We start from the raw sequence: 17,165 nt of genomic DNA on the forward strand, positions 1-17,165 counted from the left end.
GCCTCAGACGCTTCAACGCCATCACAGACGGCTTCGTTCTCGCCTCGCAAAATCAACCCGAAGCAAATGTGTGCGCACGCTAGCCCTTGTGGGAGAAGGTGTCGCCGAAGGCGACGGATGAGGGGTGTTCCAGGGAGCGCCAACGCCTCACTCCGCTGGAACACCCCTCATCCGTCTCGGCGCTGCGCGCCGATCCACCTTCTCCCACAAGGGGAGAAGGACAGGACTGCGCACTACATCCTCACCCGCTCCGACTTCGGGTCGTACATCGGCTTCAGCGATGCTTCCGCCGCAAAACGCTCGCCGGCGATCTCGATCTCGTAGGATGAGGCCAGCACATCCGCCTCGCTCTCGCCCTGGCACTTGATATAGCCCAGTCCGACGGCGCCGCCGAGATGATGGCCGTAATTGCCTGATGTGATCGGACCGACGATCTCGCCGTCGCGCAGGATCGCCTCGTTGTGGAAGAGCAGGGGTTGCGGGTCTTTCAGGCGGAACTGGACCAGCCTACGGCTCAGTCCGGCTTCCTTCTTGCGCAGCACGGCATTACGCCCAATGAAGTCGCCCTTGGCCGTTTTGACGGCGAAGCCAAGGCCGGCTTCCAGCACGTTGTCCTCATCGGTGATGTCGTGGCCGAAATGCCGAAAGGCTTTTTCGATGCGGCAGGAATCCAGCGTGTGCAGGCCGCAGAGTTTCAGGTCGACATCCGCTCCTGCCTCTTCGATCGCTTCGAACACATGGGCTGCCTGATCGGTCGAGACATAGAGTTCCCAGCCGAGCTCGCCGACATAGGTGACGCGGTGGGCGCGGGCCAGGCCCATGCCGATCTCGATCTCCTGGAACGTGCCGAACGGGTTGGTTTCGTTGGAGAAATCGTTGGGACTCACCTTCTGAATCAGCTTTCGCGCATCCGGTCCCATCAGGCAGAGCACGGCTTCGGCAGCGGTGATATCCGTGATGACGACGAATTCGTCGGTGTGGTGTTTTCTCAGCCAGGCGAGGTCGCGCTGCAGTGTTGCACCTGGGACGACGAGGAAGAAGGCCGTTTCCGACAGCCGCGAGACCGTCAGGTCGCTCTCGATACCGCCGCGCTGGTTGAGCATCTGAGTGTAGACGATCTTGCCCGGCGCCACGTCCAAGTCGTTGGCGCAGAGCCTTTGCAGGAAGGCGCAGGCATCGCGGCCCTCGACACGGATCTTGCCGAACGAGGTCATGTCGAACAGGCCGACCTTGTTCCTGACCGCGAGATGTTCTTCGCGCTGGTTGTCGAACCAGTTCTGGCGCTTCCAGGAATAGCGGTATTCGCGCTCCTGGCCCTCGCGGGCGAACCAGTTGGCGCGCTCCCAGCCGGCGACTTCGCCGAAGACAGCGCCACGCGCTTTCAAATGCTCGTGCAGGGGCGAACGCCTGACATTGCGCGACGTCGCCATCTGTCGGTAAGGGAAATGGTCGGCATAGAGCAGACCGAGCGTTTCGGAGACGCGCTCCCGGAGGTAACGGCGGTTCTTCTGGAACGGCTGGGCGCGACGGATGTCGACTTCCCACAGGTCGAAGGGGGCTTCGCCGTCATTGATCCACTGCGCCAGCGCCATGCCGGCGCCGCCGGAGGAGACGATGCCGATCGAATTGTAGCCGGTCGCCATCCAGTAGCCGGACAGCTCCGGCGCCTCGCCGAGATAGTAGCGGTCGTCGGGCGTGAAACTCTCGGGACCGTTGAAGAAGGTGTGAATGCCGGCGGTCGCCAGCATCGGCATGCGGTTGACGCCCATTTCGAGGATCGGCTCGAAATGCTCCATGTCCTCCGGCAACTGGTCGAAGCAGAAATCCTCGCGGATGCCATCCATACCCCAAGGCTTTGCCACCGGCTCGAAGGCGCCGAGCATCATCTTGCCGGCGTCCTCCTTGTAGTAGGCGCATTCGTCGGGCACGCGCAGCACCGGCAGCCGACCCAGACCGGGGATCGGTTCGGTGACGAGATAAAAATGTTCGCAGGCATGCAGCGGAATGGTGACGCCGTTCTGGGCGCCCAGTTCGCGCGCCCACATGCCGGCGCAGTTGACGACGATGTCGGCTTCGATGGTGCCTTGTTCTTCGCCTTGCGCCCAGGACACGCCGGTGACGCGACCGGCCTTGGTGTGGACCTTGGTGACCTTCACATTCTCGACGATGGTGGCGCCGCGCTGGCGCGCGCCTTTGGCCAGCGCCATGGCGATGTTGGCGGGGTCGCACTGGCCGTCGAGCGGCAGATGCACGGCGCCGACGACGTCCGAGACATTGAGATGCGGGTACATCTCACTGACTTCATTGGGTGAAATCTCGCGGACATCGACATCGAAGGCGCGCGCCAGCGACGCTTGCCGATAGATCTCGTGTTTGCGCTCCTCGGTCAGCGCCACGGTGATGGAGCCGACCTGGCGCATGCCGGTGCCGACTTCGGTCTCGGCTTCCAGCTTGGCGTAGAGGTCGGCTGAATATTTCGCCAGCCGGGTCATGTTCTGCGAACCGCGCAACTGGCCGATCAGGCCGGCGGCGTGCCACGTCGTGCCCGATGTCAGCTGCTTGCGTTCCAGGAGCACGATGTCGGTCCAGCCGAGTTTGGCCAGGTGATAGGCGACCGAACAGCCGGAGACGCCGCCGCCGATGATGACGGCGCGGGCTTTGGCAGGGATGGCCTTGGCGGTCATGCGGCCTCGCGACGATAGCTGGAAGCGAAACGGCGCAGCCGAAGCGCTGCTTCTTGCAGCACGGGCTCCGGCTGGCAGAGGCTGATGCGAATGTGCCCGGCGGCCGCCTCACCGAAGCTGGAGCCGGGCATCACGCCAACCTTTTCCTTGTCGAGCAAGGCCCAGGCGAATTTCTCGTCGTCCGGTTCGACGGCTGAGATGTCGAGCATGACATACATGCCGCCCTCCGAACCGCGCACGGTGACATCGTTCATGCCACGCACCGCATCGAGCAGGACGGTGCGGCGCGCGGCGTAGCGCTCGGCGATCTCCTTGACGCCGTAACGATTCTCCAGTGCCTCGGCGCAGGCGATCGAGATGAAGGCCGGCAAGCCATAGGTCGTCACTAGGTTGAGGTTGATCAGCAGTGTGATCATCGCCTCCGGACCAGTCAGCCAGCCCATGCGCCAGCCGGTCATGCCGTGGCTCTTGGACATGGAATTGATCACCAGCGTACGCTCGGCCATCCCTGGCAGCGAGCGCGGCGAGATATGCTCGCCGCCACCCAATGTCCAATAGACTTCGTCCGACAGCAGCCAGAGGTCGTGCTCCCGGCAAATCTCGGCAAGTTGCTCCAGCCGCTCGCGCGAATAGACAGCACCGGTCGGGTTGTTCGGCGTGTTGATAAGGATGGCGCGCGTGTTCGGTCGTAGCGCCGCGCGGATCGTCTCGGCACGCGGTTGGAAGCCGTCTTCGGCGGGCGTTTCGACGACGGTGAAACTGGCACCGGCGGCGCTGAACGTGTTGGGATAGGTGGCGTAATAGGGCGCCACGACGATGGCGTGGTCGCCCTGGTCGAGCACGCCCTGCACGGCCGCGTAGAGTGCGGCCTGGCCGCCCGGCGTGGCGATGACCTGATCCGGCGACGTCTCGACGCCGGTGCAGGCGCTCGAGGCTGCCGCCATCGCCTTGCGCAGGCGCGGCAGGCCGGGAAGCGGGGTGTAGTGATGATTGCTGCCGCGAACCGCGGTCACGCAGGCTTCGATCGTTTGCGACGGTGTGTCGAAGTCGTGATCGCCGACCGACAGCATGATGATGTCTTCGCCGGCCTCCTTGCGCGTCCAGGCGGCGAAATGGACTTCCCAGCCGTCCTTGCCCGAAGGCACGATGCCGGAAATGCGCGATGATGGTCTAGGCATGCAAAACTCCTGAAATTTCGTAGCCGGCGTGTTCGAGCCGGTCGCGCAGAGCGGCGATATGCGGCGGTCCGACTTCGCAGCAGCCGCCAACGATGCTGGCGCCAGCCTCCACCCAGCCGATCGCCTGATCGGCATAGGCATCCGGGCCGAGGTCGTGACGAGCATGCAGCACATCGACTGTGCCGCCGTGCTTGAGTGCCTCGGTAGAGGTGAAGCCATTGGCATAGGCGCCGATCGGGCCGCCGAGGTCGATCAGCTCGGGCAAGGCCGCGGCGATCGCTTCCGGCCGGCAGCAATTGACCAACCGCGCCGCGACTGCCAGGCCGTCGAGCGCGCTTGCCGCGGCGGCTATTGCCTCGCCGCTGCGCAGCCGCGGTTTGCCGTGATCGGCCAGCGTCCACGACACCCATACCGGCTTGCCGCTTTCCGACGCCGCGGTGACGGCCGCGCGCGCCTCCTCGGCGGACGCCATGGTTTCGCACAGGAACAGGTCGACGCTATCCGCTTGCTCGGCAACGATGCGGCGGTAGATGTCGAGCGTCTCCTCGAAGGAAATGGTCAGTGCCGGCGCGTAGCTGCCGAAAAGCGGCGACAGGCAGCCGGCGATCGCCGCGTCGCCGGCCTCGTCGCGAGCCTGCCTGGCCAATTCGATGCCGCGCTTCTGCAACGGCTTGAAGAGGTCTTCCGCGCCCTCGCGCGCCAGGCGTTCGGGCGTCGCCGAATAGGTGTTGATGGTGATGACCCGGGCACCGGCACGGATGAATTCCGCGTGCAGGTCGCGCACCAGATCCGGCTCGTCGATCAGGACCCTGGCCGACCAAAGCGGCGTCGGCTCGGATTGGCTGCGGCGAACCAGTTCCTGTCCCATTCCGCCATCGGTGAGAATAACCTTCTTCATGCGCGCAGCCTCTCGTTCTTCGGATCCCACAGTGGCTCATCTTTCTGCACGATCGCCTGAAAACGCTCGCCGAAGATCTCGACCTCGATGGCGGTGCCCGGCTCGGCCAGGTCGGCGCGCAGCATGCCGAGTGCGATCGACTTGTCGACGCGGTGGCCCCAGCCGCCCGACGTCGTCTCACCAACGATCTGGCCGTCATGCCACAGCGTCGACATGTAGGGAGCGTCGCAGTCGCCGGGGTTTTCGACGACCAGCGTGACGAAACGTTTCTTCACGCCTTGCTGCTTCTCGTTCAGCAAAGCCGCCTTGCCGCGGAAGTCGGGTTTATCCCATTTGACAAAGCGCTCGAGCCCACCCTGCAGGATCGAATAGTCGGTCGACAGGTCGCCCTTCCAGGTGCGGTAGCCCTTTTCGAGCCGCAGCGAATCCAGCGCATACATGCCGAACGGCTTCAGTCCGTGCTGTTGTCCTGCAGCGCAGACCACGTCGAAGATGGCGGCGGTGTCGTCGATCCTGGTGTGAATTTCCCAGCCGAGTTCGCCGGCGAAGGAGACACGCACAAGCTTCGCCCAGCGGCCGGCGATCTTCGTTTCCTGATGCGTCAGCCACGGCAGAGCGAGGTCGGCTTCGCAGATATCGGCGAGGATTTTCCTCGAGTTGGGTCCGGCCAGGATCTGGGTGGAGAATTCCTCGGTCCGGTCGATCAGCCTGAAAGGCGCATCCTTGGGCATGCGCGATTTCAGCCACTCGAAATCATGCCATTGCGCGACCGCCGCGGTGATCAGCGTCATCAAATTCTCGTCGTGACGCACGACGGACATTTCGGTGACGATGCGGCCCTTGTCGTCGGCGAAATAGACGAGGCCGATGCGGCCGGGCTTCGGCACCAGCCCGGTGACCTGCAGGCTCAGCCATTCGGCGGCGCCCGGGCCGTCGAGGTTGAAGCGCGAGAATCCCGGCAAGTCGAGGATGCCGGCGGCGTCGCGCACCGCCAGGCACTCCTCGCGCACGCGGTGTTGCCACGGTCCGTCGCGGCGGAAGGTCAGCGTCGCTTCCTCCGAAACATCGTCGCCGTCTTGCGCGTACCAGGTGGCGCGCTCCCAGCCATTATAGGCATCGAAGCGCGCGCCGAACGCCTTGATACGATCGTGGATCGGCGACAGCTTGCGGTCGCGGCCTTCAGGCCAGGCATGACGCGGAAACTGGATGGCGTATTCGTTGCCATAGATCTCCATGCCCTTGGCGACGCAATAGTCCGGCGCCGAGGCAAAGGACGTGAAGCGGCGCGGATCGCACGACCACATGTCCCATTCGGTCTGGCCTTCAGTCACCCATTCGGCCAGCACCTTGCCGGCGCCGCCGCCCTGGGCGATGCCGAAGGTGAAGACGCAGGCCTCGAAGGCGTTGGGAACGCCGGGCATCGGGCCGATCAGCGGATTGCCGTCCGGCGTGTAGGGAATCGGCCCGTTGATGACCTTGGACAGGCCGGCCGTGCCAAGGATCGGCACGCGGGCGACGGCGTCGGCCAGATAATGTTCCAGCCGGTCGAGATCGTCGGGGAACAGCTGGAAGGAAAAGTCCTCCGGCATCGGATCATTGTGGGTCGCCCAATGCGCGCGGCAATTGCGCTCGTAGGGGCCGAGATTCATGCCGTTCTTCTCCTGGCGCAAATAGTAGGAGGTGTCGACGTCGCGCAGCAGCGGCAATTTCTTGCCCTGTTCCTTCGACCACGCCGCCAGTTCGGGGATCTCCTCGAACAATATGTATTGATGGCTCATCACCATCATCGGTACCTCGCGGCCGAACATCCGGCCCACTTCGGCGGCGCGGTAGCCGGCGGCGTTGACGACAATCTCGCAGCGGATCTCGCCTTGCGCTGTTACAACCACCCACTCGTCGTTCTCGCGGCGCACGCCTGTGACCGGGCAGAAGCGGATGATTTTCGCGTCCATGTCGCGCGCGCCCTTGGCCAGCGCCTGGGTGAGCTGCGCCGGATCGATGTCGCCATCGCTCGGGTCATAGAGCGCGCCCTTCAGATCATGCGTCTCGATGAAGGGATAGCGCCGCTTGATCTCGTCGACGCCGACGATGTCGATGTCCATGCCCTGATAGCGGCCCATGCCCTTGGCGCGCTGGAATTCCTGCATGCGCTCTTTCGTATGGGCAAGGCGCAGCGAGCCGGTGACGTGATAGTTCATGGGATAGTCGACCGCGTCGGCCAGCCCGCGATAAAGCTCGGTCGAATAACGCTGCATGTTCATCAGAGACCAGGACGAGGAGAAGGTCGGCACGTTGCCGGCGGCATGCCAGGTCGAGCCGGAGGTCAGCTCGTTCTTTTCCAGAAGCACGCAGTCGGTCCACCCCGCCTTGGCGAGATGATAGAGCGAGGAGGTGCCGACGGCACCGCCTCCGATGATCACCACGCGCGCCGTGCTCGGCAAACCCGCCATGTTCTTCTCCCAAACTTTAACTCAATAGACCGGCGGCGAAACCACCCAGATGACAATTGCCGGCTCGGCCCCCGGATTGCGCCAACGGTAAGGCTTGCCTTCGAAGCGAAAGGAATCGCCCTCGCCAAGCCGATGCCAGACGCCTGCTATCTCGATGTCGAACAGTCCGGATGCGACGTATCCGGCTTCCTCGGTCGGCCGCTGCGCCTCGGCCTTCAGTTCCGCGCCCGGTGCGAAGACCGAACGCACCATCTCGAAGCTACCGCCGAGATCGGGCGACAGAAGCTCCTCCACCAGGCCGGATTCGCTTGTGCCAAGCGTGCGGCGCCTGCCGGCGCGCACAACCACGCCGCGCTCGCTTTCGACAGGTACGTCATGGCTGAAGAACAGGCTGATCGGCACGCCGAACAGTTCGGCGAAGGCCCTGAGGTCGCTGAGCGATGGCGTCGACAAGCCACGCTCGACTTGGCTGACCCAACCGACCGAACGGTCAAGCTTCAGGCCGATCTCGGCCAACGTCAGACCACGCAGTTTGCGCAAGGCCCTGATATCGCCGGCCAGCACGCGTTCGTCAGGTCCCTGCAATGTTCTTGCGGCAGGCGAAGGCAAAGGGCTCACTTCGTGAAAAATTCCAGATAAATTTCATGAGAAGTCAAGCGCATGAAAAAATCAAGTGGATTTTCACAGATGCAGAAGATTTGCTTGCACGATTTTGACGGTTCATGCAAAGGCTCGGGCACGAACGGCGAGTGGGGACGTCTGGTCGAGACGAGGGTAAGGACGGCCCATGCTGGAAAACAACACTCGAATCGCGAGCGAAGCCGAGATTATCGACGAGGCAATTCTGTCGCGCCGTTCGGTGCGCGCGTTCCTCCCCGACATGGTCGACGACAATACGATCCGCGCCATTCTGGCGGTTGCGGCGCGCGCTCCGTCCGGTACCAACATGCAGCCATGGAAGGTCTACGTCACCAAGGGCGAGACCAAGCAGCGGATCACCGACGCCATTCTCAATTCCGGAATTCGCGCCGAAAAAGCCGATTGGGACGAATACCGCTACTATCCCACCCAGTTCTTCGAGCCTTATCTGACACGCCGCCGCGCCAACGGCTTCGGCCTCTATGGTGCGCTCGGCATCGGCCGCCGCGAGGTCGACAAGATGCGCGCCCAGCACGACCGCAACTTCGTCTTCTTCGATGCGCCGGTCGGCATGATCTTCACCATCGACCGCCGGCTCAACCAGGGCTCGTGGATCGACTACGGCATGTTCCTGCAGAACATCATGGTCGCGGCGCGGGGCAGGGGTTTGCACACTTGCCCACAAGCAGCGTTTGCACCCTACCACCGGCAGATCAGGCCGGTGCTCAACATTCCCGACGAGGAGATCGTCGTCTGCGGAATGGCGCTTGGCCATGAGGACATATCCAAACCGGAAAACACCTTCCGCACCGACCGCGTGCCGCTGGAAGAGTGGGTAACGTTCAGCGAGTAAGCAAGGAAACCGGGTGCGCCTTGAGCGACACACTCTATGCCGCGGCCCAAACAGAACGAAACCTGAAGTCATCCTGCGTGTGGAGCGTCCAATGAACGAGCTGGTGGCGGTATCCGCTTTTGGCGCGCCGTTGTGCAGCAGTCGTAGCCGACAAGGCGGGGTCTACTGCACCTCGTAGCCGACTTCCTCGCTCGCGTGACACAGCGCCTTCCAGAACGACCGCGCGAACGAGCGGAAGACATAGATGTCGAACTGGTCGGCGCCGGTGCGCTGGATCTGGGCGAAGACATCGTGATGGGCGGTCGAGCGACCGGCGCCGACCGGAAAGGCCGGCAGCGAAAAGTCGATGGCGAAGAACTTTGCCAGCACCCATTCGGCCTTCGGCCCGGCAATGCGGATGGCGGTGCGGCCATGCGAAAGGTCGGTGATCGTACCGATGGCCGGGCTAACCACCTTGGCAAAGGCGGCGGCCAACCCATCGGCCTCGTCGGCAACGGTGAACTTCCCAGGCGCGAAGCCGAATACCGACTTCACGCCGTCGCTCACTCCGCCGCCGGCGCCGTCCGGCAGCGCAAGCCCGGTAACGGTGCGGATGGCTGATATCAGCTTCTTCTCCTCGCCAGGCCAGGCGGCGAGCTGCACGATCGAGCCCGGCCGCGTCTCGGTCAGGATGATCTCGACGCCATGCTCGAAATTGCCGTGCGAACCGACATGAAATTCCGGATCGAGGGGCGATTGGCGCTCAACCATGCATGCGGCTCCCGTCCAGATCGAAGAAGTGGTTGGAGACGATCTCGACCGGTCCGAACCGGTTGCGCAAGGGATCGGAGACATGGGCGCGCGTGCCGCGCCGTGCCTTGCCGCCCTTGACCAGCGCCAGCGCGATATGCTTGCCGAGTGCCGGCGAATAACAGCACGCGGTGATGTGGCCGATCGAGTCGTGCGGATTGGCCTCGTCCACCTCCTCGACGATGTGCGCGCCGCCATTGAGCGGCCGGTTGTCGAGGGCGATCAGGCCGACCAGTTCCAGCCGGTCAGCCGCTATCAGGCCTTCGCGGTCCATCATCGCCGAGCCGATGAACGGCTTCTTCTTCGACAGCATCCAGTCGAGATGCAAATCGCGCGCAGTGGTGCGGCCATCGATCTCGGCGCCGGTGACATGGCCCTTCTCGATGCGCATCGTGCCCAGCGCCTCGAGCCCGTAGGTGACCAGACCGAACGGTCTGCCGGCCTCGATCAGCGCTTCCCAGACATGCGTGCCATGGCCGGCGCCGGAATAGACCTCGAACGCCATTTCACCGGAGAACGATAACCGGCAAATCATCACCGGCACGCCTGATATCTCGCCGCGAACGATACCCATGAACGGCAAGGTGGCATTGTCGACCGATGTGCCGGTGACACAAGCGGCAAGGATCTCCCTGGCCTTCGGCCCGCCGATCGCGGCGCCCGCCCATTCGTCGGTCACCGAGGTGACGTGGACTTTCAGGTCCGGCCAGATCACGTCGAGAAAATATTCCAGATGCTGCATCACCTTGCCGGCATTGGCGGTGGTGGTGGTCATCAGGAAATCCTGCTCGCCGAGGCGCCAGGTGGTGCCGTCGTCGAAGGCGAGGCCGTCCTCGCGCAGCATCAGGCCATAGCGAGCCTTGCCGACGGCCAGCGTCGAAAACATGTTGGTGTAGACGCGGTCGAGGAACTGAGCGGCGTCGGGCCCTTGCACAGCGATCTTACCCAGTGTCGAGACATCGACGATGCCGGCGGTCTCGCGCGTCGCCTTGGCCTCGCGGACATAGGCTTGCTCGATTGTCTCGCCGGCAAGGCCGTAGATCATCGGACGGTACCAGAGGCCGGCGGAATACATGGTCGCGCCGTTGGCGAGATGCCAGTCATGCATCGGCGTCAGCCGCTCTGGCTTCAGGTCGCCAAAACGCTCCGCCGCCAGCGAGCCGATCGAAACCGGCGCAAAGGGCGGCCGGAAGCGTGTCGTGCCGACCTCGGGGATCGGCTTGCCCAGCGCTTCGGCCATGATGGCAAGGCCGGGGACGTTGGAACTCTTGCCCTGGTCGGTCGCCATGCCCAGCGTGGTGTAGCGCTTCAGATGCTCGACCGAGACGAAGCCTTCGCGGTGCGCCAGCCGAACGTCCTCTGCTGTCACGTCGTGCTGGAAGTCGACAAAGCTCTTGCCCTTGGCCCTGATCTCGAACACCGGAGCCGGATCGGGATCGCCGGGTACGGCTTCGACGGTCGGCAGCACGGACGGTGTGCTCTGCCCGCCGGCGGCGGCAAGGCCCGCGGCGCGGCCTTCGGCGAGTGCTTCGAGCGTCGAGAAACTGCCGGTGAACGCGCCGGCGCCGATCCATTTCTGTGTCGGCTTCGGCGGCAGGAAGGCTTGCCGCGCGGCGTTCCATTCCGCCTTGGCGCCGGCCTGGCTGGCCAGATGGATGGTCGGCGACCAGCCGCCGGACATCAGCAGGCAATCGGCATGGATGCTGCGTGCGTCGCCGATGAGCGCGCCGTTGGTCATGTCGAAGCGTTGCAGCTTGAGGCCGGACAGCGCCTTGCCGCCTTCGGTGGCGACGACGGCATGGCCGGCGAAGATCTCTGCCTCGGCCTCCGCGGCCAGCTTGCGCATCTCTGGCGAAAGCTCCGGCCTGATATCGGCGATGGCGACGACCGCGGCTCCGGCTCTCTTCAAGGCGACCGCCGCCCGATAGGCGCTGTCGTTGTTGGTGAACAACGCGATCCGCTCGCCCGGCAGCACGCCGAACTCGTTGGCATAGCGCTCGGCGGCATGCGCCAGCATCACGCCTGGCCGGTCATTGCCCGGGAATACCAGCGGCCGCTCGAAAGCGCCGGTGGCCAGAACCACGGATTTGGCGCGTATCGCCCAGTAACGATGGCGCGGCTCGCCCTTGCCGGGCTGCTCCTTGTGGTCGCTGACGCGTTCGAGCGCGGCAAGCGTGTTGTTGTCGTAATAGCCCCACACCGTGGTGCGCGGTAAAAGCCGGATATTGTCGCGGCCTTCGAGCTGGGCGACGATGCGGCGGGCCCAATCGGCGGCCGGCGCACCGTCAATCGTTTCGTCGGACCAGTTGGCCGAGCCGCCGAAACGCGGCTCGAGATCGGCCAGCATGACGCGCGCGCCCTGATCGGCGGCGGCCTTGGCGGCCATCAGTCCGGCCGGGCCGGAGCCGACCACCAGCACGTCGCAAAAGGCGTTCATGCGCTCGTAGCGGGCCGGGTCCTTCGCCGATCCGGCGCTGCCGAGACCGGCGGCGCGGCGGATGAAATGTTCGCAGAACATCCAGAAGCGCGTGCCCTTCAGCGGGCCGAACGCCGGTCCCATGAAGGTCTTGTAGTAGAAGCCGGCCGACAGGATCTTGCCGCCGAGCTGGTTGACGGCGTTGATGTCCCAAGCAAGCGAGGGAAAGCGGTTCTGGCTGATGGCGACCAGCCCGTCATGGATCTCGACCATGGTCGCCGGAATGTTGGGCTCGCGGACCTCGCCCTTCAGCACCGTCACCAGGGCATTGGGCTCCTCGACGCCAGCCGTCAGCAGGCCGCGCGGGCGGTGGTATTTGAACGAGCGACCGAAGAGGGTGACGCCCTTGGCCAGCAGCGCCGATGCCAGCGTATCGCCGGCATGGCCGGTATAGGGCGCGCCGTCGAAGGTGAAGCGGATGGTTTTCACCCGGTCGATGCGACCGCCGATGTCGGTGCGGCGCGGGCTCATGACTTGCCCTCCGCCTTGCGGCGCGCGGCCGAGGTGTGATCGCCGCGCCCATGATCACCCCGTATGAAGGCGACGCTCAAAATCTCATGCGTCAGCGTGTTGCGCACGACCCTCAGATGCGCGCGGCAACCGCCGGAATGCTGCCAGATCTCGTTGTGGTCGCCGGCCGGGTTCAGCCTGTCATAGACGTAGGCGTTCCACGCCTCGAAATTCTGCGAGGCGGGGTCGGGACGCTCGCGGTTGCCGTCACCTTGATAGGTGAACTCGATGACGTCGCGCGGGCCGCAATAGGGGCAGGTGATCAGCACGGAATGCTCCTAATGAAGCCGCGGGTTTGCACCCTGGCCCTTGTCGTCGATCACCAGGCCGCGATGAAAGCGGTCGAGCGTGAAGGGGGCATTGAGGTCGTGCGGCTGGTCCTTGGCGATGGTCCAGGCAAAGCACCAGCCGGAAGCCGGCGTCGCCTTGAAGCCGCCATAGCACCAGCCGCAGTTGAGATACATGCCGGGCAGGGGGCCGGTGACGATGATCGGCGAGCCGTCCATCGACATGTCGCAGACGCCGCCCCAGGAGCGCAGCATGCGAACGCGGGCAAGGCCCGGGAACAGCGCCAGCATCTCGCTCATCACTTCGTCGACGATAGGCAGATTGCCGCGCTGGGCATAGCTGTTGTAGCCGTCGATGTCGCCGCCATAGATGAGACCGCCCTTGTCCGACTGCGACATGTAGAAATGGCCCATGCCAAACGTCACGACGGTATCGATGAAGGGTTTCAGCGATTCGGTGACGAAGGCCTGCAGCACATGGCTTTCGATTGGCATCCTCTCGATGCCGGCCAGCTGCATGACGCGTCCGGTGCTGCCGGCGACCGCGACAGCCACCTTCTTGGCGCGTATGTCGCCGCGCGACGTCGTGACGCCTGTGATGCTGTCGCCATCGCGCAGGAAGCCGGTGACCTCGCAATTCTCGATGATGTCGACGCCGCGTCGGTCGGCGCCGCGCGCGTACCCCCAGGCCACCGCATCGTGACGGGCGGTGCCCGCGCGCCTTTGCATCAGGCCGCCGACCACCGGAAAGCGTGCGCTGTCGGAGATATCGAGCGCCGGTATCAGGCGCTTGATCCGCGCCGGCGTCATCAGCTCGGCGTCGACGCCGAGATGGCGCATGGCATTGCCGCGCCTTGCATAGTCGTCGAACTGGGCCGGCGTGTGTGCCAGGTTCAGGCAGCCGCGCTGCGAGAACATGACGTTGTAGTTGAGTTCGTGCGAGAGGTTCTCCCACAGCTTCATCGAGTGTTCGTAGAAGCGGGTGTTGGCAGGCAGCAGATAGTTCGAGCGCACGGCCGTCGTGTTGCGGCCGACATTGCCTGAGCCGAGCCAGCCCTTTTCCAGCACAGCGACATTGGTGATGCCGTGTTCCTTGGCGAGATAGTAGGCGGTGGCCAGCCCATGACCGCCGCCACCGATGATGACGACATCATAGGATGCCTTCGGGTCCGGCTTGCGCCAGGCCGGCTTCCAGTCCTTGTTTCCCTTGAGCGCGTTCGCGAGCAGCGAAAAGGCCGAGTACTCTGCCATCATTGTCATCCGGTTCGGGCGATGCGGCAGACTATAGAGCAGGCCGCATCCGCAAAGCCAATATTGCGCCATTGCCTTTCGACTGGCCGACGCCTGTGTGATCGGATGGGCCAGCGATGACTGCGACGGCTTGCCCCGTGATATGGCCGTCTTTATCAAGGACAGGCTTTCAAATTGCCTCGCCGCCCGTGAGTCGCCGTCAAAATCATGATCTTCCGATTGTTTCGCCTCATTTTGATTCTCGCGCTTGTCGTTTCGGCGACGCTGTCGTTCGACGCGGCGGCGCAAGGGCTTGGCCAGGCGCCAGCCGGACTGGTCGCCGACCAGCAGAAGATCATTCAGGGGCTGACGACCAAGACCGACAATTTCGAGAAGCAGATCCAGCAGGACGCCGAGGATGATGGCAGCCTCGTCGATATCCGGCTGCAGCTCGAGGAACTGTCGCGCCAATCGCTGACCAGCGCGCTGGCCTTCCGCACGCGCCTTGGCGAGATCAACAGCCGGCTTGAACAGATCGGGCCCGCGCCCGCCGCCGGCCAGCCGCCGGAGCCCGATATCGTCAGCGGCGAACGCCAGGCGCTGACATCGGAAAAGGCGGAGATCAACGCCGTTATCTCGCAAGCCCAGTCCTTGTCGATCCGCATCAGCGGGCTGATCGACAAGATCGGCAACATGCGCAGCGAGCTGTTCCGCAATGTGCTCACCAAGCGCTACGTGCTGTCCGACGCGCTGAGCCCGCAGGTTTTTTCGGACGCCAGGGACGAATTCGGCAATTTCTACAAGGCCGTGTCGTCCTGGCTGAGCTTCGCCTTCAAGTTCAAGTTCCAGGCCATCCTCGCGGCTACCTTCGTGGCGCTCGGGCTGGCTTTGGTGCTGCTGGTCGGTGGCAGGCGCCTGTTCGGGCGCGTGTTCGAAGCCGACCCCGCCAATGAAGATCCATCCTATCTCAGCCGTCTATCGGTGGCCTTTTGGTCTACCTTGCTGCCGACGCTGGCGGTCGGCGTGTTCCTGGCCTCCACGGTGTTCTTTTTCAATTATTACAATGTGTTGCGCGGCGACATCGGCCTCTTCTTGAATGCGCTCGCGGCCGTCATCGGCGTGGTGTTCTGCGTCAACCGGCTGACCAATGCGGCGCTTGAGCCGCGGCTGCCGAACTGGCGCCTTATTCCCGTCGAGACGGGGCCGGCGCGCTGGCTGGTGCGGCTGACGACAGCCATGGCCGTGGTCATCGGCGTCAACTATTTCCTGTCGGTGATCAACGACAAGATGGGCTCGCCGCTGTCGCTGACCATCGCCCGCAGTTTCGGCGCCACCATCATCGTCGGCATCATCCTGATCCTGATGGCGATGCTGAGGCCGTTCAAGGCGCGTGACGGAAGCTGGCGGCCGTGGCCGGCATGGCTGCGCTATACATCGCTCGCGCTCGGTCTTTTCACCATCGTCGCCGCGCTGCTCGGCTATATCGGCCTCGCCTTGTTCGTCTCGCTACAGGTCGTCGTCACCGGCACCGCGCTGATCACCGCCTATATCGGCTTCCTGTCGGCGCGGGCGATCGGCGAGGAGGGCGCTTTCGCCGACACCTCCGTCGGACGCTGGCTGTCGGCCAATTCGAGCTACGAGGACACCGCACTCGACCAGCTCGGCCTCGTCGTCAGCGTCGCCATCAATGTGATGATCGTGCTGGTCTTCCTGCCGCTGATCCTGTTGATGTGGGGCTTCCAGCCCGGCGATATCGAGGCCTGGGCCTACAAACTGGCAACCGGGATCAATCTCGGCTCGGTGACGATTTCGGTCACCGGCATCCTTTCGGGCATCGTCGTCTTCATCATCGGCTATTTCCTGACGCGCTGGTTCCAGGGCTGGCTCGACGGTTCGGTGATGGCGCGCGGCAAGGTCGATACCGGGGTTCGCAATTCGATCCGGCTGGCGGTCGGCTATGCCGGCGTCGCGCTGGCGGCACTGGTCGGCATATCGGCGGCGGGCATCGACCTCTCCAGTCTGGCGCTGGTCGCCGGCGCTCTTTCCCTCGGTATCGGTTTTGGCCTGCAGAATGTGGTGTCCAATTTCGTCTCCGGCCTGATCCTTTTGGCCGAGCGGCCGTTCAAGGTCGGCGACTGGATCGTCGCCGGCGATGTCAGCGGTACCGTGAAGAAAATCAGCGTGCGCGCCACGGAGATCGAGACCTTCCAGCGGCAATCGGTCATCCTGCCCAATTCGAACCTGATCAACAACGCCGTCGGCAATTGGACGCACCGCAACAAGCTCGGCCGCGTCGACATCAAGGTCGGCGTCGCCTATGGCAGCGACGTCAAGCAGGTTCATGCCGTCCTGCTGGACATCGCACGCGGCCATCCTATGGTGCTGAAAAACCCCGAACCCTTCGTGCTGTTTTCCAACTTCGGGCCTGCCGCACTCGAATTCGAGATCCGCGTGTTCCTGGCCGACGTGATGAACGGCAACATCGCGCAGAACGACATCCGATTTGCCGTGCTCGAAAAATTCAGCAGCGAGCACATCGAAATTCCATCGACGCCGCGCGCCGTCGTCGATGCCCACAAGCCCAAAGCCTGGCCGACCGACGACGACAAGATCGAGGCCGACTTCGCCGAACAGGAGCAGGCCAAGCTGGAAGCCGCGGCCGAAGCGAAACGGACCGCCAAGACAGGGCGCAAGCTGCGCAAGCCCGATCCCGACTAGGTGCCGATTGACGCGCTCGGACCGGCCAAAGCCAATTGCGGCATGAATGCGGCATTCAGTTGCGGTTCAGCTTCCATCTCATATAAGCTCCCATGCAAAGGCGAAAATGCCTTGCGAAATGCAACAGAGGCGGTGGGAACACCGATATTGCACCATGTGGAAGTCTCTCGTCGCTGCCGCCGCTTTGTTCGCCGTGAGCGGCTCGACCCATGCCGCAAGCGCGGTCAACAAGGACGCCGAGACCCGCACGCTGATCGTGACCGAGGGTGGCAGCAAAAGCGATCTGGCGCTGGCTGCTGGCGAAACCGTTGAATTCTGCCCGAATGGCTGTTTCGTCACCTTGCCCAATGGCGACCTCGAAGCCCTGACCGGCTCGGAAACGGTCGAAATCTCGGGTGGTGTCGCCCGCATCAAGTAATTTCGACGGCATGACAGGAAAGGCCGGGCATTTGC

At 63.9% G+C, this 17,165-nt stretch carries 12 protein-coding genes; 3 read left to right on the forward strand and 9 right to left on the reverse strand.

Annotated elements, in window-relative coordinates; translation table 11 throughout:
• Window positions 1–233 precede the first annotated feature (233 nt).
• Genes NKG99_RS11460 through NKG99_RS11480 form a run of 5 tightly spaced genes read right to left on the reverse strand, consistent with a single transcriptional unit; the run spans window position 234 to window position 7,819 of the window.
• The gene (locus NKG99_RS11460; RefSeq protein ID WP_352867415.1) at window positions 234–2,684 is read right to left on the reverse strand and encodes a GcvT family protein; all 2,451 of its coding nucleotides are present in this window, start codon (window positions 2,682–2,684) and stop codon (window positions 234–236) included.
• On the reverse strand, window positions 2,681–3,862 hold the full coding sequence (locus NKG99_RS11465; RefSeq protein WP_352867418.1) for a pyridoxal phosphate-dependent aminotransferase: 1,182 nt from the start codon (window positions 3,860–3,862) through the stop codon (window positions 2,681–2,683). The genes NKG99_RS11460 and NKG99_RS11465 overlap by 4 nt, the downstream gene beginning before the upstream one ends.
• Window positions 3,855–4,760, reverse strand: a complete 906-nt coding sequence (locus NKG99_RS11470; RefSeq protein WP_352867421.1) for a homocysteine S-methyltransferase family protein — start codon at window positions 4,758–4,760, stop codon at window positions 3,855–3,857. The genes NKG99_RS11465 and NKG99_RS11470 overlap by 8 nt, the downstream gene beginning before the upstream one ends.
• Complete coding sequence (locus NKG99_RS11475; protein ID WP_352867423.1) at window positions 4,757–7,210, reverse strand: GcvT family protein; 2,454 nt, start codon at window positions 7,208–7,210, stop codon at window positions 4,757–4,759. Before NKG99_RS11475 ends, NKG99_RS11470 begins: the two co-directional genes overlap by 4 nt.
• A gap of 21 nt (window positions 7,211–7,231) precedes the next feature.
• Complete coding sequence (locus tag NKG99_RS11480; RefSeq protein WP_502910932.1) at window positions 7,232–7,819, reverse strand: helix-turn-helix domain-containing protein; 588 nt, start codon at window positions 7,817–7,819, stop codon at window positions 7,232–7,234.
• A 178-nt stretch (window positions 7,820–7,997) separates the two neighbouring features.
• On the opposite strand from NKG99_RS11480, the gene NKG99_RS11485 reads away from it, so the two are divergent.
• Complete coding sequence (locus NKG99_RS11485) at window positions 7,998–8,702, forward strand: nitroreductase (RefSeq protein WP_352867427.1); 705 nt, start codon at window positions 7,998–8,000, stop codon at window positions 8,700–8,702.
• A gap of 162 nt (window positions 8,703–8,864) precedes the next feature.
• Here NKG99_RS11485 and NKG99_RS11490 read toward each other — a convergent pair whose 3' ends face one another.
• Genes NKG99_RS11490 through NKG99_RS11505 form a run of 4 tightly spaced genes read right to left on the reverse strand, consistent with a single transcriptional unit; the run spans window position 8,865 to window position 14,015 of the window.
• Window positions 8,865–9,452 carry a sarcosine oxidase subunit gamma gene (locus tag NKG99_RS11490; RefSeq protein WP_352867429.1) on the reverse strand — a complete coding sequence of 196 codons (588 nt, stop codon included), beginning with the start codon at window positions 9,450–9,452 and terminating at the stop codon, window positions 8,865–8,867.
• Window positions 9,445–12,438, reverse strand: coding sequence for a sarcosine oxidase subunit alpha (locus tag NKG99_RS11495; RefSeq protein ID WP_352867431.1), 2,994 nt, complete (start codon window positions 12,436–12,438; stop codon window positions 9,445–9,447). The genes NKG99_RS11490 and NKG99_RS11495 overlap by 8 nt, the downstream gene beginning before the upstream one ends.
• Window positions 12,435–12,746, reverse strand: coding sequence for a sarcosine oxidase subunit delta (locus NKG99_RS11500; protein WP_352867434.1), 312 nt, complete (start codon window positions 12,744–12,746; stop codon window positions 12,435–12,437). The genes NKG99_RS11495 and NKG99_RS11500 overlap by 4 nt, the downstream gene beginning before the upstream one ends.
• A 9-nt stretch (window positions 12,747–12,755) precedes the next feature.
• The gene (locus NKG99_RS11505; RefSeq protein WP_352867436.1) at window positions 12,756–14,015 is read right to left on the reverse strand and encodes a sarcosine oxidase subunit beta; all 1,260 of its coding nucleotides are present in this window, start codon (window positions 14,013–14,015) and stop codon (window positions 12,756–12,758) included.
• 207 nt (window positions 14,016–14,222) lie between these two features.
• Here NKG99_RS11505 and NKG99_RS11510 point away from each other — a divergent pair, with 207 nt between their 5' ends.
• Window positions 14,223–16,712 (forward strand): mechanosensitive ion channel family protein, encoded by a 2,490-nt coding sequence (locus NKG99_RS11510; RefSeq protein ID WP_352867438.1) that lies wholly within the window; start codon window positions 14,223–14,225, stop codon window positions 16,710–16,712.
• Between the two features lie 154 nt (window positions 16,713–16,866).
• The gene (locus NKG99_RS11515; RefSeq protein WP_352867440.1) at window positions 16,867–17,130 is read left to right on the forward strand and encodes a hypothetical protein; all 264 of its coding nucleotides are present in this window, start codon (window positions 16,867–16,869) and stop codon (window positions 17,128–17,130) included.
• Window positions 17,131–17,165: the final 35 nt, after the last annotated feature.

Source organism: Mesorhizobium sp. M1409, assembly GCF_040317535.1.
Taxonomy (GTDB): domain Bacteria; phylum Pseudomonadota; class Alphaproteobacteria; order Rhizobiales; family Rhizobiaceae; genus Mesorhizobium.